This window comes from Pantoea sp. App145, assembly GCF_047947045.1.
In the GTDB taxonomy this organism is placed as follows: domain Bacteria; phylum Pseudomonadota; class Gammaproteobacteria; order Enterobacterales; family Enterobacteriaceae; genus Pantoea.
Map to the genome: position 1 here is coordinate 248,647 of NZ_CP133294.1, position 20,163 is coordinate 268,809.

General features: G+C 54.8%; 19 protein-coding genes. 4 read left to right on the top strand and 15 right to left on the bottom strand.

Annotated features, from left to right (window positions below):
* Positions 1 to 10: 10 nt before the first annotated feature.
* From RCF31_RS27670 to RCF31_RS27680, 3 genes are read left to right on the top strand one after another with little or no spacing between them, the layout of a single operon-like run.
* Positions 11 to 736 (top strand): ABC transporter permease, encoded by a 726-nt coding sequence (locus RCF31_RS27670; protein WP_416414599.1) that lies wholly within the window; start codon positions 11 to 13, stop codon positions 734 to 736.
* 43 nt (positions 737 to 779) lie between these two features.
* Entirely contained in the window at positions 780 to 1,424 is a 645-nt protein-coding gene (locus RCF31_RS27675) for an ABC transporter permease (protein ID WP_416414848.1), read from the top strand.
* Complete coding sequence (locus RCF31_RS27680) at positions 1,424 to 2,200, top strand: ABC transporter ATP-binding protein (RefSeq protein ID WP_416414600.1); 777 nt, start codon at positions 1,424 to 1,426, stop codon at positions 2,198 to 2,200. The genes RCF31_RS27675 and RCF31_RS27680 overlap by 1 nt, the downstream gene beginning before the upstream one ends.
* A gap of 173 nt (positions 2,201 to 2,373) precedes the next feature.
* Here RCF31_RS27680 and RCF31_RS27685 read toward each other — a convergent pair whose 3' ends face one another.
* Positions 2,374 to 3,300 (bottom strand): alpha/beta hydrolase family esterase, encoded by a 927-nt coding sequence (locus tag RCF31_RS27685; protein ID WP_416414601.1) that lies wholly within the window; start codon positions 3,298 to 3,300, stop codon positions 2,374 to 2,376.
* A 200-nt stretch (positions 3,301 to 3,500) separates the two neighbouring features.
* Here RCF31_RS27685 and RCF31_RS27690 point away from each other — a divergent pair, with 200 nt between their 5' ends.
* Entirely contained in the window at positions 3,501 to 3,716 is a 216-nt protein-coding gene (locus RCF31_RS27690) for a YdgH/BhsA/McbA-like domain containing protein (protein ID WP_084872098.1), read from the top strand.
* Positions 3,717 to 3,912: 196 nt separating this feature from the next.
* Here the strand turns inward: RCF31_RS27690 and RCF31_RS27695 are convergent, their stop codons facing one another.
* The 14 genes from RCF31_RS27695 to RCF31_RS27760 all read right to left on the bottom strand — a co-directional run bounded on the left by RCF31_RS27695 (position 3,913) and on the right by RCF31_RS27760 (position 20,161).
* Entirely contained in the window at positions 3,913 to 5,139 is a 1,227-nt protein-coding gene (locus RCF31_RS27695) for a glycine hydroxymethyltransferase (protein ID WP_416414602.1), read from the bottom strand.
* A gap of 29 nt (positions 5,140 to 5,168) precedes the next feature.
* Positions 5,169 to 5,861, bottom strand: coding sequence for an amino acid ABC transporter permease (locus tag RCF31_RS27700; RefSeq protein WP_367187761.1), 693 nt, complete (start codon positions 5,859 to 5,861; stop codon positions 5,169 to 5,171).
* 3 nt (positions 5,862 to 5,864) lie between these two features.
* The gene (locus RCF31_RS27705) at positions 5,865 to 6,596 is read right to left on the bottom strand and encodes an amino acid ABC transporter permease (protein WP_416414603.1); all 732 of its coding nucleotides are present in this window, start codon (positions 6,594 to 6,596) and stop codon (positions 5,865 to 5,867) included.
* Positions 6,597 to 6,623: 27 nt separating this feature from the next.
* Positions 6,624 to 7,532, bottom strand: coding sequence for a transporter substrate-binding domain-containing protein (locus tag RCF31_RS27710; protein ID WP_416414604.1), 909 nt, complete (start codon positions 7,530 to 7,532; stop codon positions 6,624 to 6,626).
* Between the two features lie 240 nt (positions 7,533 to 7,772).
* Positions 7,773 to 8,450: a GntR family transcriptional regulator gene (locus tag RCF31_RS27715; RefSeq protein WP_416414605.1), complete on the bottom strand. Its 678-nt coding sequence runs from the start codon at positions 8,448 to 8,450 to the stop codon at positions 7,773 to 7,775.
* Positions 8,443 to 9,159, bottom strand: coding sequence for an IclR family transcriptional regulator (locus RCF31_RS27720; RefSeq protein ID WP_299453942.1), 717 nt, complete (start codon positions 9,157 to 9,159; stop codon positions 8,443 to 8,445). Before RCF31_RS27720 ends, RCF31_RS27715 begins: the two co-directional genes overlap by 8 nt.
* A 55-nt stretch (positions 9,160 to 9,214) precedes the next feature.
* On the bottom strand, positions 9,215 to 10,156 hold the full coding sequence (locus RCF31_RS27725) for a 2-hydroxyacid dehydrogenase (protein WP_416414606.1): 942 nt from the start codon (positions 10,154 to 10,156) through the stop codon (positions 9,215 to 9,217).
* A 35-nt stretch (positions 10,157 to 10,191) separates the two neighbouring features.
* Positions 10,192 to 11,331 carry an MFS transporter gene (locus RCF31_RS27730; protein WP_416414607.1) on the bottom strand — a complete coding sequence of 380 codons (1,140 nt, stop codon included), beginning with the start codon at positions 11,329 to 11,331 and terminating at the stop codon, positions 10,192 to 10,194.
* A 116-nt stretch (positions 11,332 to 11,447) separates the two neighbouring features.
* Entirely contained in the window at positions 11,448 to 12,650 is a 1,203-nt protein-coding gene (locus RCF31_RS27735) for a pyridoxal phosphate-dependent aminotransferase (RefSeq protein ID WP_416414608.1), read from the bottom strand.
* A gap of 14 nt (positions 12,651 to 12,664) precedes the next feature.
* Positions 12,665 to 13,390 (bottom strand): amino acid ABC transporter ATP-binding protein, encoded by a 726-nt coding sequence (locus RCF31_RS27740; protein WP_084879590.1) that lies wholly within the window; start codon positions 13,388 to 13,390, stop codon positions 12,665 to 12,667.
* Positions 13,391 to 13,412: 22 nt separating this feature from the next.
* Entirely contained in the window at positions 13,413 to 14,093 is a 681-nt protein-coding gene (locus RCF31_RS27745; protein ID WP_416414849.1) for an amino acid ABC transporter permease, read from the bottom strand.
* A 10-nt stretch (positions 14,094 to 14,103) separates the two neighbouring features.
* Positions 14,104 to 14,802, bottom strand: coding sequence for an amino acid ABC transporter permease (locus tag RCF31_RS27750; RefSeq protein WP_299453929.1), 699 nt, complete (start codon positions 14,800 to 14,802; stop codon positions 14,104 to 14,106).
* A gap of 160 nt (positions 14,803 to 14,962) precedes the next feature.
* Positions 14,963 to 15,832: a transporter substrate-binding domain-containing protein gene (locus tag RCF31_RS27755; RefSeq protein WP_416414609.1), complete on the bottom strand. Its 870-nt coding sequence runs from the start codon at positions 15,830 to 15,832 to the stop codon at positions 14,963 to 14,965.
* 378 nt (positions 15,833 to 16,210) lie between these two features.
* The gene (locus RCF31_RS27760; RefSeq protein WP_416414610.1) at positions 16,211 to 20,161 is read right to left on the bottom strand and encodes an AIDA repeat-containing protein; all 3,951 of its coding nucleotides are present in this window, start codon (positions 20,159 to 20,161) and stop codon (positions 16,211 to 16,213) included.
* Positions 20,162 to 20,163: the final 2 nt, after the last annotated feature.

A 20,163-nucleotide genomic window follows, 5' to 3' on the forward strand; every position in this document is an offset into this window, starting at 1 on the left:
GGTCACGGGTATGAATATCGACTGGCAACTGCTGGGGTTTAGTGACGAAGGCTGGGGGATGGCACTGCTGAAAGCGGCCGGCGTGACTTTTTCGGTGTCCCTGTGCGCCTTTGTACTGGGGATGCTGTTAGGCAGCCTGTTGTGCTGGATGCAACTGAGTGGGGATCGCTGGCAACATAAAATTGCCAACGGTTATGTCATTGTGATGCGCGGTGTGCCTGAACTACTGGTCATTTATCTGTTCTATTTCGGGGGGCGTCAGGTCGTTGCGTTTTTTGGCGAGGTTCTGGGGTTGGCTGGCCCCTTTGACGTCAATGGCTTTATCGCCGGGGCAATGGCGATTGGCCTGATCTCTGGAGCTTATCAAAGCGGCGTATTTCGCGGTGCCTGGTATGCCATCCCGAAGGGAACCGTTGAAGCAGCGGTGGTTACCGGTATGACGAAAATGATGATATTCCACCGTATTATTGTTCCCCAGGCATTGAAAACAGCGGTTCCAGCGCTGGGTAATCAGTGGCAGTCGGTGATTAAAGAGTCAGCGCTGGTTTCCGTTACCGGGTTGGTGGAAACCATGAACCAGGTTTCATCTGCTTCCGGCTCGACACAAATGCCCTTCTTTTTCTACGCCGTCGGCGCTGTTATTTATCTGATCATCACCGTTATATCAGATCAGGTATTTCGCAATATCGAGAAATTTTCTTTGCGCGGACAGAAAATTATCAGTCAACAAGGGTAATGCCGTGGACAGTTCATTTTTTTTCGAAACTTTTATCAGCCTGATGAAAGCCTTGCCTTTGACACTGAATCTCACCGTATTGTCGCTGGCAGGTGGCGGTTGTCTGGCATTATCGCTGAATTTATTACGTCTTACACGAGCAGGGGCCTGGTTCTATCGTGGTTACGTGTTTTTATTTCGCGGCACACCGTTATTAATTCAGATCTTTATGATTTATTACGGGCTGGGAAGCCTGACATTTATTCATGAAAGCGTGATGTGGCCGGTGCTGCGTTCGCCTTACTGGTGCGGGCTGATTGCACTGATCCTCAATGATGCCGCTTATACCTCGGAAATTCTGCGCGGCGGGTTGAATGCCGTCACCCATCAATCTACGGAGGCCGCCAAAGTCAGTGGCATGTCGGCCTTCCTGCGGCTGAGGCGTATAACCTTGCCAATTGCTGTGCGCCAGGCTTTACCGGCTTACAGTAATGAAATCATTTCCATGCTCAAATCGACCTCACTGGTCAGCACCATCAGTCTGATGGAGATGACAGGTATGGCGGATGCCATCGTGTCATCAACTTTCAGGGCGCTGGAAGTGTTCCTGATTGCCGCAATTATTTATTTGGTGATTTCAGTTGTGGTGAGTTATGCCATATCCCGTCTGGAAAAACACCTTTCACCGCAGAATTTCGGAGTACATTAATGGCTATCCCAACGATCATGCTCAGTAATATTAAAAAGAGCTATGGCAACCATGACGTTCTTCATAACGTCAGTCTGACGGCAAATGACGGGGATGTTATTTCACTGATTGGTGCCAGTGGTTCAGGAAAAAGTACCCTGTTGCGCTGTATTCCCTTTCTTGAAGTCCCCCAGGCCGGGGAAATTGCCATTGGCAATGATATCGTCACCATCAATAATCCTGACGAGTCGTTGAATCGCTGGCAGCGTAGAACTATCAAATCTATCCGCATGCAGTTAGGTTTTGTCTTTCAAAGTTTTAATCTGTGGCCACATAAGACGGTTTTGCAGAACATTATTGAAGCACCGGTGTTTGTGCAAAAACGAAATAAACAGGAATGCATTGATGAGGCGGAAGCATTGCTGCATAAGGTAGGAATGTATGAAAAGCGTCATGCCTGGTCATCCCAACTCTCCGGCGGCCAGCAACAGCGTGTCGCCATAGCGCGGGCGCTGGCACAACAACCGAAAGCGTTATTGTTTGATGAGCCAACCTCAGCTCTCGATCCCGAACTGGTGGGTGAAGTGTTGCGGGTGATACGTTCACTGGCGGAAGAAGGCCGCACCATGGTTATCGTGACCCATGAAATGGGTTTTGCACGTGAGGTGTCCAATAAGGCAGTGTTTCTCCATCAGGGAGTGATTGAAGAACAGGGGGCACCTGAGCAGGTCTTCCTCGATCCCATCTCAGACCGTTGTCGGGCTTTTACCAGCAGTCATTTTAAAAGAAACCCTTAATTGCCCAGGTTTCACCTTTCCTGTTCGGTTGAACAGGAAAGGTGAACAATTTAGTTACAACAGGCGTATAGCGCAACCAAAACACCCGACCTTCAACGCCGCTGATCGGATGCACGGAGTTAAGGCTGGAGAGCAAATAACTTAAAGTTTGTTGTAACTATAATCCCTGCCGGTTATCTCTTCGGTAAGGATAAGAAGAAATCCGCAATCACTTCGCTGGCGTTAATCTGATGGCTGGGTTGTCCGGTAATTCGCGGATGAAATGACAGGTTATTTCCAGGCCAGACGTGGCCTCCGCCCCTCACCGAAAGGACGGCCACCTTACCCACAGGTGGACAACTGAGGTAATCCGTACGCACGATTCTGGTGGGATCGGACATGACAACAGCGGGAAGCCTGACGGATTTAGACTCACCTGCACATCCGTTATGCCTGGCCCAAAAAGCCGCGGTTTCTGCAACGGATATCACCTGCCCCCCTTCCCCTCTGCCGCCAAAATCTTCCACCCATCCACCACTGTAGGGCATGATCGGGTCAGCCATTCCGTTGATCTGCATCACCGCAACCGGCTTTGCAGGCCGACAAGCCGGAGCCAGGTCCGCAGGAAGTGAACCCGCCACAGGCGCAATCGCGGCGATGCGGGATGAAAGATCACAGCCCAGGCGCTCAGTAAACAATGCTCCGTTGGATATGCCGGTTGCAAAGATCTGCCTGCGGTTGACGGCATAGTTACGCTGAATCTGGTCAAGCAAAGCCGCGACGAAACTGACATCATCCTGCGGATTTTTGATCGTTGTGCGACCATCATTCCAGTGTTTATCGATGCCATCCGGATAAATGACGATAAAGCGGTCCTGGTCGGCCACCGCATTGAATCCCGTCATTCTCTCCATTCCTGCTCCTCTCATTCCACCGCCATGAAAGGCCAGAATCACAGGAAATCCGCCAGCCGGAGGGGTGCCATCAGGCACATGGAGGGCAAAGGTTCTGGCCTGCCCTCCAACCAGTACCTCCTGCGAACCATCTGCCGCCAGCGTCGCGCCCGAAATAAAAACAGCAAGAACAACAACAATCCTGAAAATATTTCCCATCACCTTCATTTGCTTATCTACCCACTATTGGTCGGTTTAGATACCAGGATCCTGACGGGATGATGTTCATTGATTTTCCCTATCACCGCAATAGTTAGCATGATCACAATACCCGCATTTATTGTTAATGTGCTAATGGTTACTATAGTTATCATTATTCCCATCGAAAGCAATCATGCTTTCAACCATACAAACCAAGGAATAAGACCATGAAAACTATCAAAGCAATGACCATCGCCGCCGCTGCCGCTCTTTCTCTGATGTCAGCAGCAAGCTTCGCCCAGAGCATCTCTGTTACCGCCGATACTCTGGACGGTGCCGAAGCTCAGGTTGCCGCTCAGGCCGCACAGCATGGTGACCAGTATAAAATTACCGAAGCCAACACCAACAACCGTGTGCATATGACCGCTGAACTGTACAAATAACAGATGGTCGCAAAAGGAAGTGCCGGAAGAGGTCGCCCCCAGGGGCGGCCTTTTTCGCTTATGGAATGTGTAGGTTGCCAATAAATGATGGGACATTGCACAGCAGTGTGCTGTGCAACTCAAGCTAACCTCTCATGAAAATCCAGCCCGTAGAAACATACCTACATTATATGATTGCTGTATGTTTTTTTATCCCTCATGGTTTTACCCTATGAGAGCAAACCATCCGCCCATCCGGACCGCGCGTTAATAGCCCCGCCAGCCGGGCAGCGAATGCCGCAAACGCCTGTTCATCACATCCCTGTCGGGTCATAAACTGAGTACCCACGCGCAGGGCAAACTTCCCGGGTACCTGCGGATCGTTGCAGGTGCCGACCAGCACGCCTTGCCGGGCCAACCTGTCGATGACCGCATTCGGCGGTAAATCGTCACTCATCGGCACCAGTAACTGGTGAGTAGCGATTTGTCCCGCGGTTGCCGCCGTTACCGTCACTCCCAGCCCGGCCAGCGCCCCAGCCATCGCCAGCGTATTGCGGCAAATTTGCTGCGCATAATGCGCCCCCTCTTCACGCGCTTCGCGCAGGGTGACCAGCAGAGACGGCAGGCATCCGGCGTCGGCATTGGCGATAAATCGCTGCCCAATAAGTTGCGCTAATTGTTTCCCTTGCCCGGCATCGCGCCCGGCAATGATGCTATGCGGGCGTCCCGGCAGCGTTTTGTAGGTGGAGCTGGTCAGTATATCAACGCCCAGCGCCAGCGGGTTGGGAAACACGCCGCCGGTAATCAGGCCCAGCACATGGGATGCATCGAACACCGTCACAGCGCCCACCTCGCGGGCCGCAGCGACCACCGGCTCCACGTCATCCGGTTTGATCATCACCGAGCGCCCCAGCATCACCATCGTTGGTCGTAGCAGCCGTACCTGGTCTGCCGCCGCTGCCGCGTCGAGGCAACAATTGTTCACCTCGAACGGCAGATCCGTCACACGCAGACCAGCCAGCGCCGGGGTTCCATCACGCCGCTGGCTGAGATGGCCACCGTGGGCCGCAGCCGGTGCCAGCAATAAATCGCCCGGCTTTGTGAAGGTGTGGAATACCGCCAGATTGGCGGTGGTGCAATTGGGCAGGCGCGTCTCGGCCCAGGTGGAACCAAGCAATCCATTGATTTCCTGGGTTAGCGCGACTTCCAGTGCCGAAACCAGCCCGGTGTCCGGTTGCTCTTTGTCAAAGGCCGGCCCCATCGCCGGATAAGCGCTGAGTCCTGGCGCATAGGCAGCCATTGCAGCCGGACTGGGCAGGTTGGCTCCAGCGTAGAGCACGATACGGTCGTGTTGCAGCACCTCAGTCCGCGCCGCTGCTGCGCGTAACAACGCGTCAGGATCGTTAGCAGACGAGGTGAAATCATGAGTATCAGGTACAGTCATCAGAACATCCGTCAAAGTGAAATGTCGTGCTAGCGCACAATGGAAATGCGCTTTTGCAGATAGCGCACGCCGCACGAAGCGCCGTAAGAGATCAGGAAATAAACCGCCGCCGCAAACAGATACATCTCCAGCAGGCGGCCGTCACGCTGCGCCACTTTCGCGGCGGCACCGAGAAAGTCGGTGATCGACAGCACGTAAACCAGCGAGGTGTCCTGAAACAGGATGATGGTTTGTGTCAGGAACAGCGGCAGCATGTTGCGCATCGCCTGCGGCAGTACCACGTAAAACAGAGATTGTGCCGGAGTGAGACCCAGCGCCAGCGCTGCATTGCTTTGCCCACGCGGCAGCGACTGGATCCCGGAGCGGACGATCTCGCAGAAATAGCAGGCTTCGAATAAGGTAAAAGTCACCACCGATGACCAGAACGGATCCACCCGGACCGGAAACGAGGAGCCGGTCAGCCATTGCAGCAGATAAGGCACCAGGAAATAGAACCAGAAAATCACCAGCACCAGCGGCAACGAACGCATCAGGTTGACGTATCCTGTTGCGATCATTGCCAGCAGCGGGTAGCGGCACAGGCGCATAATCGCCAGACCGGTGCCAAATACGATACCGATCACCGTGGCACAGAGGGTCAGGCTGAGGGTGAAGCGCATACCGGTCAAAATCAGATAAGGCAGCGCGCTGATAATGCTTTGAACGTCAAATCCTGACAGCATAACCTATCCTTTTTTTCCATAACCCGGCAGCGCAGCCCGCTTTTCTATGCCGCGCATCGTGAAGACGATGGTCATATTGAGCATCAGATACAGCAAGGTGGCGACGCTGAACGCCTCGAAGACCTGAAAGGTGTTTTCCTGCATGGCTCGGGCGCTGCCGGTCAGCTCAATCAGGCCAATAGCCAGCGCCACTGAAGTGTTTTTGGTACAGCTGAGGAATTCGGAGGTAATGGCCGGTGTCACGATGCGATATGCCACCGGCAGCAAGACATAGAGATAGGTCTGGGGCAGCGTCAGTCCCAGCGCCTGCCCGGCCATACGTTGGCCTTTGGACAGGCTCTCCAGCCCGGCACGCAACACTTCCGCCATACGCGCCCCGTGATAACAGCCCAGGCACAGCACCGCAGTATAGAACTGAGCGTCAGGCAGTTGCTTGAGCCAGTCTCCGGCCTCCTTTGGTAAGGCTTCCGGCAACACGAAGTACCACAGAAACATCTGCATCAGCAGCGGAATGTTACGGAATACCTCGACGAAGGCACTGCCGCCCCGGTTCAGCCAGGGTGACGGCACATTGCGCAGCACGCCAGCCAGCGAACCGAGCAGCAGCGCAATTGCGAAAGCGCCAACCGCCGTAGCCGCCGTCCACCCCAGCCCCATCACCAGCGTTTCCCAGTAAGTATGAGCACCGTCCAGCGACACATCGAAAAAGGCAGCCCAGTTCCAGTGGTAGTTCATGTATTTATCCTGCCCGCGTCTCGTGGCTTAGCGATACAACTCTGGATTCGGATCGTCGGTCGGATTAGCGATAGCTTTCGTCAACTGCGCCGACATCGGGAAGTTCATGTTGACGTTCATTGGCGCGATCGGCTGGGTAAACCATTTGGCATAAATGGCGTTAATCGCCCCGCTTTTATACAGCCCCTCGATGGCGGAATTCACCAGCGCTTTGAACTGTGGATCGTCGCGGCGCAGCATGATGCCATAAGGTTCTACGGATAAAGGCTGATCTGAGATCTGATAGTCGTCAGGTGATTTGGCGGTGGCGCGAGCCCCTGCCAGGGAAACATCATCAAAGATAAAGGCAGCTGCGCGACCGGTTTCCAGCGTCAGCATCCCTTCCCCCAGATCTTTCGCCATCAGGATGCGCATCCCCAGATGTTGGGCATTATTCGCCTCGTTGATGATCTTCACGCTGGTAGTGCCCGACAGCGTGACTACCGTTTTGCCTTTCAGCTCAGCCATGTCTGCCACCGGCGCGGATTTTTTCGACATGATGCGGACTGCGGCGACGAAGTAAGTCGTGGAGAACGTCACCTGCTTTTGTCGTTCAGCGTTGTTGGTAGTGGTGCCACACTCCATGTCGATGGTGCCATTGGCCAGCAACGGGATGCGCGTCGCACCGGTCACCGCCATGGTATCAACCTTGAGGTCAGGCTTGTTCAGCCGGGTTTTCACCGCATCCACCACCGCACCGCAGATATCCATCGCGTAGCCGATCGGCTTCTGGTTGTCGTCGTAATAGGAAAAAGGCACAGCGCCATCACGATGCCCGACGGAAATCTGTCCGCTGTCGGCAATCTTCTTCAATGTTCCGTTGAGTTCTTCACCGGCAACCGGCAAAGCAGACAATCCCAGGGTGATAACGGTTAACAGGGGCAGATATCGTTTCATGATCTCTCCGTGGTAAGCCAAATACTGCAATCAAATGAAAATTCGGCTGTTCCCACCTGGCAGCAGGAACAGAAGACGACAGCGCTGAAGGCCAGAATGATGCGTTGGCGAGGATCCCGTCAACGGAAATTAATAATGTATAATGAATTCATATTGCACAAAGGCAGCCAAAAGCCGCTGCGTCAGCAGCAAAAGAAAGCAAAAAAGGGGATAACGGCGAGGGAACCCCGCCGTAAATCGTCAGTCAGCCGCAGGTCGGCTGGCGTTCATCGCGTTGCGCACTGCGTTGGCGGTACTCATTACGTGCTGACGCATGGTTTGCGCCAGACGGGCGGATTCGCGCGCGCGCAGGCAGATCATGATCTCCTCATGTTCCTGCATCGCCAGCCGCCAGTCACCAGGCAACTGGCGCACGGTATGGCGAATATTACGGATGCGCTGCTCCAGGTTGCGGTAGAGCGCCAGCAGGGATTGATTACGGGCGGCAGCGAACAACGCAAGATGGATTTCCCGATTCAGCCGGGCGTATTCCAGTTTGTCCTGCTGCTGGTAAGTATGCAGCATAGCGGCGTGCAGCTGTTCGATAGCGATAAGCTCGTCATCAGTTATTTTCTCGCAGGCTAATTCACAGGCCAGCCCTTCCAGGCTGGCGATGATGGGAAACAGCTCGTACAGTTCTTCATCGGTCAGCATCGCTACGCGTGCACCGCGCTGCGGCAGCAGAACCAGCATCCCCTCGGTTGCCAGCACCTTGAGCGCCTCCCGCAACGGCGTGCGGGAAATGCCAAACCGTTCACAAAGATCTTTCTCCGGTATTCTGTCGCCCGGCTCCAGCTCACCGCTGACGATCATCTCCCGGATGGCATCGGCTATTTCACTGTGCAACGTGGTGCGTGAAATAGGCATTCCCTTATTCATAGATGGTTGCCCCGAGCGCATAGGACAGTTTTCTGGCTTCTTCGATTAACAACTGCTGGCTGTCGGGATTAGCCGGATCGAAGCGAATGATCGGGCCGGAAATGCCCAATGCACCCGCCAGCTGGTTATCGTGCTTAAAAATGGGAACCGACATCGAGGCAGTCAGGCTGGTCGGCAGGTTACTCCCCGCGCCAGTAGAGGTGAACACGCCCTGCGCGTAAGACCAGCCTTCCGGTATCCCCTGCTCAAAATGGCGTAAGGCTGTCGCTGCGGAGGTATCGTCCATCGGCAACAAGGTGCCGACAGGGACGCTGGAGCGAATATGTTGCGGCGAATCTTTCCGATACAGACACAGACGAAAATCCCCTTCACGCACAAAGAAGGAGCTGCTTTCCACTGTCACTTCCGTCAGTTTATTCAGCACCGGCATGACGTGTTCGCGCAGGTTGAAAGTTCGCTCGTAAGTACAACCTAATTGATAGGCGCGGGAACCCAGTTCATAGCAACCATCAACCCGCTTGGACACGTAGCGCTCCGCCTCCAGCGACAGCATGTAACGCATGATGACGCTTTTAAACAAACCTGTCGCTTCTTCCAGTTCTCCCAGCGTCATGCCACCGGGGTGATCAACAAAGGCATCTAAGATGGCCAGGGTACGCTTAACCGCTTTGACGGAACGATCGATATCGGTAGTTTTCTGCCTTGCCATAATTTCCTGTCAGGTAAACAAAAGCCGTTATTCAATGAAAAGTAATGTACTAGCATTAACATACCCTGCCAATCAGCTCACTGCCTGAGAAATACAATTCAACATTGTCCAGCATACGTTTCTGCTGCGCGGCTTGTGCATAATGGGTATTGGCAGCGATATGCGGTGTCAGAATCACGTTTTGCGTAGCGCGTAAGCGGGCGGAAACGGCGGGTTCGGATTCATAAACATCCAGAGCGGCCCCCGCCAGCTGGCCGTTGTCCAGCGCATTACATAGCGCGGTTTCATCCACCAGCATTCCACGCGCAATGTTGATCAAATACCCGTGCGGACCCAATCGCTGAAGAATATTGTCGTTGATGGCGTGATAGTTTTCTTCGCTGCCGCGGGTGGCGACCACCAGAATATCAGCCCAGTCAGCCAGGGCTTCCAGGCTCGCCAGATACTGATAAGGCACCGGCTTGCGACTGCGGCTGTGATAGCCGATGGACATATTAAATGCCTCCCCCAGACGGGCGATGCGGCTGCCAATTTCCCCCAGCCCGTAGATGCCAAGTCGGCAATCCTGTAATCCGGGCACGAGGTGATAACGTTCGACGCTGTTGCCTTTCCACAGACCGGTACGCAGAAAACGGTCACCCGCTAAAATATGCCGCGATCCGGCTAAAATCAGCCCCATGGCGAACTCCGCCACGCTGCTGGCATTGGTTCCGGCGGCATTGGTCAGGGCGATGCCTCGCTGTTTCAGATACTCGCAATCAACAAACTCCACCCCGGAGCCATAGCAACTCACCAGCTGCAACTTTGGCAATGCATCGATCAGTGCCTTATCGGTTTTAATGCTGCTCATGGTCAGCAGAACCTCGGCTGACTCCGCTCCTTCCGGCAAATCGCTGCCATCCAGACGGGTTAATGGGCCAACGAGGTGATAATGTTCACGTAACTGCTTAACCAACTCGTCCGGCAGCGTGCGCGCCATCAATATTGTTTTTTTCATCTGTTGTTCTTTCATTGCGTCGTTATAGGAAGGTGTTATTTCCACTTCAGAAGCCCCCACTGCCCGGCAAGCAAAACAGCCAGTGCTGCCGCCATCACCATAAAAGTCAGGGTGATATTGCCCACCGAGGCCAGCATGCCGACCAACAGGTTGCCGAGCGGCATGGTGCCCTGAAATGACATGCTGTAGAGGCCAACCACCCCGCCGCGCAACTCGGGCGGGCTGCGGTGTTGCAGGGTGGAATTGATCATGGTGGAGAAAAACGTCAGGGATAACCCCAGCAACAGAAAGCACAGGCAGGTCAGCAGCGGCTGATGGGACAAGGCGATGCCGCCCAGTGCCACAACCCCGCTCCAGGGTGCAACCTGCAACCATTGCAGTAGCTGCTGGTGTGACACCCGGCTGGAGATAAACACCGCCGAGCAGAGCGAGCCGACACCCGCGCTACTGAAAAACCAGCCGGTGTAGCGTGCGGTATCATGGAAACTCTGCGCCGCCAGTACCGGGATCAGCGACTGATAAGAACCGGCGAAGATCCCGACAAAGGCCAGCATCGGTAAAAAGCGCAGCGCAAAGCTATCCTGGGTGACGAAACGCAGCGCGTTGCGCATCCCTCCGGCGCGGCGTTGACTGTGTTCCGTTTCCACCACCTGAATGGTACGTACCGCGCAGAACATGGTCGTCAGCCCGCACAGAGAGATGACGAATCCCCCGACGGCTCCCACATGGTTAAAGCTATAGGCGGCCAGCGCTGGGCCAAACATCCGCCCGATGTTGAATACCATGGTGTTCATGGCAACGGCGTTATACATCAGGGATTTGTCGTGCAGGCTGCTGGTCAGCAGCAGTTGTCGGGTTGGCAGCTCCATTGAGGAGATGCACCCGGCGACTGCCGCCACCAGCAGCACGAAAGTCGGGCTGATGAAACCAAAGATCACACTGGCGAGCAGCAACGTGGTGATGGTCATCGAGAAACACAGGATGCGCATCATGATGGTTTTCACCCGTGCTGGCGTCAGACGGCTGCCAAACAGCAACGGAACCACCAGAGACGGACAGTACAACAGGAAGTTCAGCACCCCGAGCAGCCAGGGTGAATGACTCATCTGCCATAACAGTAAATTCAGGGTGACGTTTTGCGTCCATAAACCGAGGATTGATGCGGCCTGCCCCATTAAATACCTGCGGGTCATCGGTTCTTTAAACACAGGAAAAGTCGTGGTCAGCATCGTGAATCGGCCAAAAGATGTTCAGGTTGCAATGTGGCCCGGGTGGAAGCCCGGGCAGTGGCTTAGTGCAGGCTGCGGCAGAAACGCTGGATACGCATGCAGGCTTCCTGCAGTTGCTCCATCGACGCGGCGTACGAGAGACGGAAATTCGGTGCCAGGCCGAATGCGTCGCCGTGCACCAGCGCCACACCTTCACTTTCCAGCAGGGCTTCGGTGAAGTCTTTATCGCTGCGGATAACGCGTCCGGATGGTGTGGTTTTATTCAGCACACCGGCACAGGAGGGATAGACGTAAAACGCCCCTGCAGGCACCTGGCACGTCAGGCCAGGGGCCGCATTCAGTGCCTCAACCACATAATTGCGGCGCATAACAAAGCTGGCGCGCCACTCATTAAGGAAATCCTGCGGACCATTCAGTGCGGCAACGGCAGCCCATTGGGAAATAGAAGAGACACCAGAGGTGATTTGTCCCTGGATCGTTTCCATCGCTTTGATAAGCGTTGCAGGTCCGGCACCGTAACCGACACGCCATCCGGTCATGGCATAGGCTTTCGATACGCCGTTGATCACCAGAGAACGATCCATCAGCGCGGGTTCAACCTGCGGGAAAGTGTAAAACTGATTGTCGTCATAAATCAGTTGTTCGTAGATATCGTCACACATCACCCAGACATGCGGATGGCGCAGCAGAACATCAGACAGCGCACGCAGTTCCTCCAGGGAATACACCGCGCCCGTGGGGTTGGAAGGTGAGTTGAACAACAGCCACTTGGTTTTCGGCGTGATCGCCTGCTCCAGCGCTTCCGCTGAGAGTTTGAACCCCTGCGCTTCACTGACCGCGACGGTGACCGGCGAGCCGCCCGCCAGCGAGACCATTTCCGGGTAAGACACCCAGTAAGGGGCGGGAATAATCACCTCGTCACCTGCGTTCAGCGTCGCCATCAGCGCATTGGAGATAATCTGTTTGGCACCATTGGAGACGATGATTTGTTTAACGGTATATTCCAGCTGGTTGTCGCGTTTAAATTTGGCAACCACCGCTTCGCGCAGCGCAGGAATACCGGCGATCGGCGGGTACTTTGTTTCGCCCTGCGTCATCGCCTGCAATGCCGCCTGCTTGATGTGCTCCGGGGTATCGAAGTCCGGTTCCCCGGAACTCAGGGCGATAACATCCTTCCCCTGCGCTTTCATATCACGCGCCAGCTGGCTGGCCGCGTTGCTGGCGGAAGGTTTAATCCGGGAGAGGGTATTGGATAAAATGGTCATTCTTATTGGTCCTGTCAGTGGCGAATATCGGCGACAAATTTTTGCGCACGCGGATGTTGGGGATGATGGAAAAAGTCTTCTGGCTTAGCTCGTTCAAGGATTTCACCGCGATCCATGAAGATCACCCGGTCGGCCACTTCCCGGGCAAACCCCATTTCGTGGGTGACACACACCATGGTCATACCTTCCTTGCCGAGTTGCTTCATGACCTGCAGGACTTCGCCGACCATTTCCGGGTCGAGCGCACTGGTCGGCTCGTCGAACAGCATGACCGGAGGTTTCATCGCCAGGGCACGGGCGATGGCGACACGCTGTTGCTGTCCACCCGAGAGCTGATGGGGATAAGCATGCAGTTTCGCCGAGAGGCCGACTTTCTCCAGCAAGGCCATGGAAACCGCATCGGCTTCCCGTTTGTTACTCTTGCGCACCCGGCGCTGCGCCAGTGTGACGTTCTGCAACACGGTGAGGTTGGCAAACAGGTTGAACTGCTGGAAAACGAAACCGATGTTGCTGCGAAACTGGTTGAGGTCGGTGTTTTGCGCACGGCTGTCTACACCGTTGACCAGAATCCGTCCTTGCTGAATCTCTTCCAGCCGGTTGATGGTGCGGATCAGGGTTGATTTGCCAGACCCGGATGGACCGCAAACCACCACCACTTCGCCTTTTTCCACCACCTCGTTGACGTTGTTGAGGACTTTATTGGGTCCATACCACTTCTCAACGTTTTCAATTCTTAACATCTGCCTTCTCCTGCAGGTTAACTTAGTGTTTTTTCTTTAGAACGCTTTCAAGTTTTCCAACCAGCTGCGTCAGCGAAAAACAGATAATGAAATAAATAATTGCCAGCACGCCAAATACCTGGAGCGGTTTGGTTAACTCCAGCGTGTTGATTTGATAAGCGGAGTAGGTTAATTCGGCAACACCAATAACATAACCCAGTGAGGTATTTTTAATCAGGTTGATAAACTGATTCAGAATACTGGGGATCATATTAAATAATGCCTGCGGCAAAATAATTTCAAACATAGTTCGGGTATAACTGATCCCCAGGGTACGGGCAGCTTCAGTTTGTCCCTTTGGAATCGCATTAATACCGGCCCTGACCACTTCCCCTAAAAATGCCATTTCGTAAATAATCAACGCCACCGTCAGCGTCTTCACGCCCGAGATAGAATGGCCGGAAATTAACGGCACTGCAAAATAAGACCAGAACACCAGCATCAATACCGGCAGGCCGCGAATCACGCTGGAAAATAATGTTACCGGTACATAGATGATTTTATGTTTGCTGGTGCGGGCAATGCCGATCAATATCGCCAGCGGGAAGGCGCAGATTAAACCCGCCGCCGCAATCAGCAACGTCAGGGCTAATCCGCCCAGCGGGCCGTCGGGATAACCCCCCACCAGAATCAGGTCGCGATAGTTCACCACGATTGAAAGCATATCGTTCATCTTAGCGGCTCCCGGCGTGGTAAATGAAACGATCGTAAGCAAAGCCGACGCCAACGATCAGTAACGAACCCAGCAAATAAATCACCGAGACAATGGCGAACGCTTCAAAGGTCCTGAAGGTTTCATTTTCAATCTGTTTGGCCGCGTAGGTGAGCTCTGCAACGCTGATCGCCATTGCCAGGCTGGTGGCTTTGTACAATGCCAGTGACTGATTAATGAGTGGCGGAACAGAGACGCGAATCGACTGCGGTAAAATCACATCCCGCATGGCCTGGGCAAAAGTTAGCCCCAGCGCCCGGCAGGCTTCCATCTGGCCGCTGGCAATGGAGCGCAAGCCACTGCGCAGATCTTCAGACATAAATGCCGCGGTATTCAGCGTCAGTGCCACATAGGCAAAGAAGAATTCACTGCCGTGCTCATTGACCCACTGAGACAATATATCGGGTAACACCGCCGACAGACCAAAATACCACAACAGCAACTGAACCAGTACCGGCACATTACGGTGATATTCGACATAAATAACGACAAACCAGCGCAGGGGGGCAATACCTGATATACGCATCGCGGTCAGAAATAATGCCAGAATAAAGCTGGAGATCAGACATAAAGCAAAAAGGCTTAATGTTGTTTCCAGACCTGTTATCAGCCACTGCAAATAAGCACCCTGCAGCAGTGAAAGTGGATCAAAACTTACCATTGCAACTCAGCTCCTTAACGCAGTGAGATCCGTAATAATCAATAATCATCATGATGAGATAACTGCGTATAGAGGTTGATATTCGTTTCTTGCAAAACAGGCGTAATGATTACCGCACCGGAATCAGATGCGGCATTATCATCATCTATTTTTCGGCGATTTATTCTGTACTGAGTTTGATTTGCTCGATCGGTTCTAATTTATGTTTCCGCGGCATATTATAGACGGTGCCCTTACCCAGCCATTTATTCCAGATGGCATCCAGTTTGCCTTCCTGCTCCATTTTTTCCAGTGCGCTGTTAACCGCCGCCAGAAATTCAGGTTCGCCTTTTCTGACGCCCAGCGCGTTGGGTTCCCAGCCAATCGGCTGATCGATGAAGGTATATTTCCCTTTCCCGGCCTGCAGATAACGGATGCCGGAGGTTTGTGCGAATGCCTGCCCGCTGATTTTCCGTTGCTGAAGTGCCAAAAATGCTGACGGGGAATCGTGATAGGTAACGACGCCGATTTTCGGGAAAGATTTGCGCAACCAATATTCAGAAGTGGACCCGGAAGTCATGCCGACACGTTTATCGTCCAAATCCGCCAGGGATTTATCGCCATCGCTGACCGGCACCAGCACTTTCAGGGGTACCTGGAAATGTGAGGAAGTGAAATCAATCTGTTTTGCCCTTTCTGCTGTGTAACCGAGTGCGGCGGAAAGGATATCAACCCGGCCAATCTGTAATTCCGGAATGCGTGCTTCCACTGACAGGGTTTTCTGCACCATTTTCACGCCGAGTTGATCGGCCAGTGCCTGACAAACATCAACATCAAATCCGACAACTTTACGGGTTTTGGCATCGGTAAACCCCATTGGCTCGGTGGTGGAGAGCGTGCCGCACACCATCTCACCGTGTGCTTTGATGTCCGCCAGTTCGTTAGCAGATGCGGTGCCACTGACTCCAGACAGTCCGAGTACGGCGCTGGCCAGCACAACGGCGCTGAGGGTTTTTCTTTGCCAGGTACAGCTGATTGCATTTTTAGCCACAGGGAGATCCTCATAGAAGCGAAACGACGCCAGACGTATGTCCAGGCCTGCTTAACCCACACTCACTCAAAACAAAGTGCATTTTCATAATGCCATTATGATTTTGATAATGCATAAAGAATGCCATCTTGTGACATTAAGGTCAGGAATATGTTTATTGATTATTTATCAGAATGTTGTGTGATATTTTCAATGATACCTGGACATACTGACGGGTATCTCTCAGGGAAAGGATCGCAGAAAATAGTGAGATCCAGCGCACTATTTTAGGGATGAGGATGCTCCATAACAGGGCCAGTAAGATATTCAGGCATGGCTGGCATTATTAAAGATAAAAAAAAGCCGGGCAAAGATGCCCGGCTTGTTAAGTAATGATGATCAGAACGACACACCCAGTCTGACCTGTCCATAGTAGCCGCCGGATTCCGCGCCGTGCAGCGCATCAGACCAGCCACCCTGCACACCCAGCGTCACGTTCTGACGGATGCGTGCGTCCAGACCCCCGTTGATCCCAACCCCGGTACCCGACAGGTTGCTCCTGAACGATGCTTCCGATCCCGCCACACCCGGCACCGATGCCGTCACGCCGCTGTGGCCGCCGTAGCTCTGCGTTATCGATGGCGTAACCCACCAGCTCAACTTCGCCTTCGCATCCTGCGACGAGCCAACCTTCAGACCTGCACGGACCGACTGGCGATGGCTGTTGGACCAGCTGAGTGATGCTGCTTCATCCTGTGCGTCATCCACGCTGAGGCCCTGCACTGTGTACTGCAACTGCGGTTCCAGTGACAGGTTTGATCCGACGCTGAACGCCTGTCCGACTTCTGCCGAGGCCAGCCAGCCGGTGCCATCGGTTGACAACCGCGTACCGTCGTTCGAGTTGGTAGACAGGCTGTGATGACTCGCCTGCAGCACCCCGTCAACATGCAAACCTGCATGGCTGTGGCCCGACAGATACACGCCACCGGTATAAGAGGTGTCGCGATCGGTACCCGCCGCGTGGCTGCCGCCGTCACGCCAGACATCGCTGCGCATCAGGCCGGTGGCACCGTACAGCCCTGCCCGCCAATCGGCATTGGCGCCGTCAAGCTGCCAGAGATCCCCACCCAATTGCAGGAAACTATACGCGCTGCTGCTTTCCGGCACGCTGCCGCCTGTCAGGCTGCCGCTGTCAGCATGGCGCAGATGGCCCGCCACCAGACGGCCCCAGACCCGGCTGTCCGGCGCGTAATGGAAGCGCGTATCCGCCGAGCCTGCCACCAGGCGATCGAAATCGAGTGACAGCGAAGGCAGCGCCGCATAGCTCCACATGCCGTCACGGTAGTTGGTGGTACCGCTGACCGGCGTAGTGTCACTGCTACCTTCATCCGGCGTGGTGCTACCGGTATCCGTCGCAGGCGTTTGCGTCAGCTGTGAAGTCAGGTACCAGCTCTGGTCAGCGTTGCGATACAGGCTGTAGGAATACGCACCCGCCACCAGCGGCTGGTTCAGGGTAAACGCGCCGACATCGGTCGTGCCCCCGTTAATGGCCTGGATCACCGCGATACCATTGCCGGTGGTCTGGGCACCCAGCCCACCCCGGTTCAGCACCAGCAGGCCGGTGCTACCGGTAGCCTGGCCGCCATCAATAACGACTTTATCGATCGGTGAGCTGCTGTCGCCCGCCACGGTATAGAGGGTGATGGTGCCGCCATTTCCGACCAGGTTGGTCACAGTCAGCGTATACGGGGTAAAGGCTCCCTGCGACGGTACAAATACGATGCTGCCTGCATTCGTCAGGGTATCGACCAGTGAGTCACCGGTGATATTCCAGCTACTGCTCTGGTCAATGTTCACGTCAGTCGGGTCGATGATACCGGTCAGGGTGGTGCTGTTGACCAGCGACAGCGAGGTACCGGACTGCGCGACAATGTCCGTGGTAGCCTGCAGGCCGTCCATGATCAGTGCGCCGTCATTGAGGTTAACCTGCGACTGGCTGAAAGTGCCGCCCAGCGTAAGCGTACCGGAACCGTTCTTGGTGAGCTGCCCACTGCCGGTGATATCGGTATTCAGCGCTGCGCTGGTGCTGGTGTCATAGGTGGTGACACCGTCGTTGACGAAGCTGCTGTTTGCCAGTGTCAGCACGCCACCATCCGCAATATTCAGCAGACCGCCCGCCGCCACCGTAGTGTCAGTGGCGGTACCACCACTGCTGACTGACAGAAGCCCGCCATCGTTAATGATAGAACTCGAGGCAATACCGCCGTTAAATACCGCAAGCGTACCGCCAGAGTTAACGGTGGTTGAGGTGGCACTGCCCGAGACATCCTGCTCACCGCCGGCGTTAACGACGGTGCCGGTAGTGGTGCCGCTCACTGTCACGGACTGCACGCCACCAGAATTCACCGTGGTGCCGGTAGTACTGCCGTTGACGAACTCCCAGCCACCCTGGTTAATCACCGTCCCGATCGATGAATCGCCAGATTTGACGTTCAGAAAGCCGTTGTTCTCCAGCAACACGTTTTGTGCCTGACCACCGCTGATGGAAAATGCCCCCAGCGCGTTGGTACCCGCAAGAGCAGCACCGGTACTGGTAACCAGCACCGCGCCGGATGCCAGCGTCAGACCGGTGGCGCTGGCACCATCATTGGCATACAGCGTGCCCCCGGAGTTGACTGTGGCACCGGACGCCGTGCCGCCGCTGTTGATGTTCATGTAGCCGTTATTGGTCACGGTAGTCCAGTTCGCCGTGCCGCCGTTGTAAACATACTCCGCGCCGCCAGACGTCACCGTGGTTGAGTTGGCTGTCCCATAGATACCCTGAGCCGCGCCGCTACCTATCTGCGTACCGGTCGCCGTGCCGCTACTGTAAACATATTGGGCACCGCCTGAATTCAGCGTGGTTGACGTCGCTTCACCAAACACCTGCTGAGTTCCCCCCGACACCGTGGCCGCGACGGCTTCACCGCCAGCATATATCGCCTGGTAGCCACCTGAGTTCAGCACAGCTGAAGTGCTTGAAGTACCTGAATTGACGTATTCGATACCGCCAGAATTGATCTGGGTCGCATTGGTTGAGCCGCCACTGTAGAGGAACACTCTTCCGCCATTATTAATCGTGGCGGAAGTGACACTACCCAAGGTATTAATCTGTCCACCCGAATTCACCACGGTATCCATCGCCGCCCCGCCGCTGTAGACGTACTGATTACCGCCCTCAACGGTGGTTGCACTGGCGCTGCCGCCGCTCTCAACATATTGTGTGCCGCGGGAATTTACGATGGCAGAAGTGGCACTGCCATAAACTTCCTGAATCCCCCCGGAATTCAGGATAGTGCCGGCAGCCACGCCACCTGCGCTGACGTATTGCACCCCGTTCAGGTTCACCGTAGTCCCTGTCGCCGTCCCTGTTACCGTTTCCTGTCCGCCATTAAGGACAGAAGAGGAGGCTGAGCCGCCGGCAAGGATTATCTGGCTGCCATTGCTGGTTACGGTAGTACCGAGGGCCGTTCCGCCGCTGGCAACTAACGCCGCTCCCGCTGAGCCAACGGTGGTGTTTGTCGCACTGGTGCCAGACAGAACAGATAATACGCCCCCCTTCTCCAGCAGAAGATTATTTGCCACGCCACCACTGATAGAAAAGGCCCCCAGGCTGTTGATGCCGTAGATCGTGGTGCTGGTGTCGGCGGTTAATGATCCCCCGGACAGCTGAGTGATATCGGTCACCACAGCGCTAACCACTGCACTTAAGTATCCACCCGAGTTGAGCACGACGGCACTGGCTGAGCCGCCAGCAATATTCGCCCGTCCGCCTGAGTTAATCGTAATACCGGAGGCCGTTGCACCCGGATTCAGCCCGATGCTTCCTCCGCTATTCAGCGTCGTTAAGAAAACAGAGCCCCCTGAATAGACATACTGCCTCCCCCCGCTGTTGACCGTTGTGCCTGAAGCCAGGCCACCACTGCTGACGTACTGGAAAGACCCGCTGTTGCTGATGGTGGTCGCTACCGCAGAACCTCCGGCATAAATCACCTGATTACCGTTATTGGTGATGGCCGTTGAGGTTGCTACAGCACCGCTACTGACATATTCATAAGCATTGTTGGTCACGGTGAGGCTGCTCGAGCTATCACCACTGTAAAGCGTTATCGAGGATCCGGCTCCCGTAAGGGTTCCGCCCCAAACCACCGCTCCTGCTGGCAGCGACGCCACACCACTCCCCAGCAGCAGGACCGCACATGCCGCTTTCTTCACCGCCAGCGGCGGACGTCCACCACTTCCGGCACGCTCTGACGCCACCACCCATGCCTGACGCGCCGCGCTCCAGACAATTCTGTAAGCTTTATTCATTG

Coding starts and splice junctions, on each gene's coding strand:
- RCF31_RS27670 (WP_416414599.1), top strand. CDS start 11: ATGAATATCGACTGGCAACTGCTGGGGTTTAGTGACGAAGGCTGGGGG.
- RCF31_RS27675 (WP_416414848.1), top strand. CDS start 780: ATGAAAGCCTTGCCTTTGACACTGAATCTCACCGTATTGTCGCTGGCA.
- RCF31_RS27680 (WP_416414600.1), top strand. CDS start 1,424: ATGGCTATCCCAACGATCATGCTCAGTAATATTAAAAAGAGCTATGGC.
- RCF31_RS27685 (WP_416414601.1), bottom strand. CDS start 3,300: ATGAAGGTGATGGGAAATATTTTCAGGATTGTTGTTGTTCTTGCTGTT.
- RCF31_RS27690 (WP_084872098.1), top strand. CDS start 3,501: ATGAAAACTATCAAAGCAATGACCATCGCCGCCGCTGCCGCTCTTTCT.
- RCF31_RS27695 (WP_416414602.1), bottom strand. CDS start 5,139: ATGACTGTACCTGATACTCATGATTTCACCTCGTCTGCTAACGATCCT.
- RCF31_RS27700 (WP_367187761.1), bottom strand. CDS start 5,861: ATGCTGTCAGGATTTGACGTTCAAAGCATTATCAGCGCGCTGCCTTAT.
- RCF31_RS27705 (WP_416414603.1), bottom strand. CDS start 6,596: ATGAACTACCACTGGAACTGGGCTGCCTTTTTCGATGTGTCGCTGGAC.
- RCF31_RS27710 (WP_416414604.1), bottom strand. CDS start 7,532: ATGAAACGATATCTGCCCCTGTTAACCGTTATCACCCTGGGATTGTCT.
- RCF31_RS27715 (WP_416414605.1), bottom strand. CDS start 8,450: ATGAATAAGGGAATGCCTATTTCACGCACCACGTTGCACAGTGAAATA.
- RCF31_RS27720 (WP_299453942.1), bottom strand. CDS start 9,159: ATGGCAAGGCAGAAAACTACCGATATCGATCGTTCCGTCAAAGCGGTT.
- RCF31_RS27725 (WP_416414606.1), bottom strand. CDS start 10,156: ATGAAAAAAACAATATTGATGGCGCGCACGCTGCCGGACGAGTTGGTT.
- RCF31_RS27730 (WP_416414607.1), bottom strand. CDS start 11,331: ATGGGGCAGGCCGCATCAATCCTCGGTTTATGGACGCAAAACGTCACC.
- RCF31_RS27735 (WP_416414608.1), bottom strand. CDS start 12,650: ATGACCATTTTATCCAATACCCTCTCCCGGATTAAACCTTCCGCCAGC.
- RCF31_RS27740 (WP_084879590.1), bottom strand. CDS start 13,390: ATGTTAAGAATTGAAAACGTTGAGAAGTGGTATGGACCCAATAAAGTC.
- RCF31_RS27745 (WP_416414849.1), bottom strand. CDS start 14,093: ATGCTTTCAATCGTGGTGAACTATCGCGACCTGATTCTGGTGGGGGGT.
- RCF31_RS27750 (WP_299453929.1), bottom strand. CDS start 14,802: ATGGTAAGTTTTGATCCACTTTCACTGCTGCAGGGTGCTTATTTGCAG.
- RCF31_RS27760 (WP_416414610.1), bottom strand. CDS start 20,161: ATGAATAAAGCTTACAGAATTGTCTGGAGCGCGGCGCGTCAGGCATGG.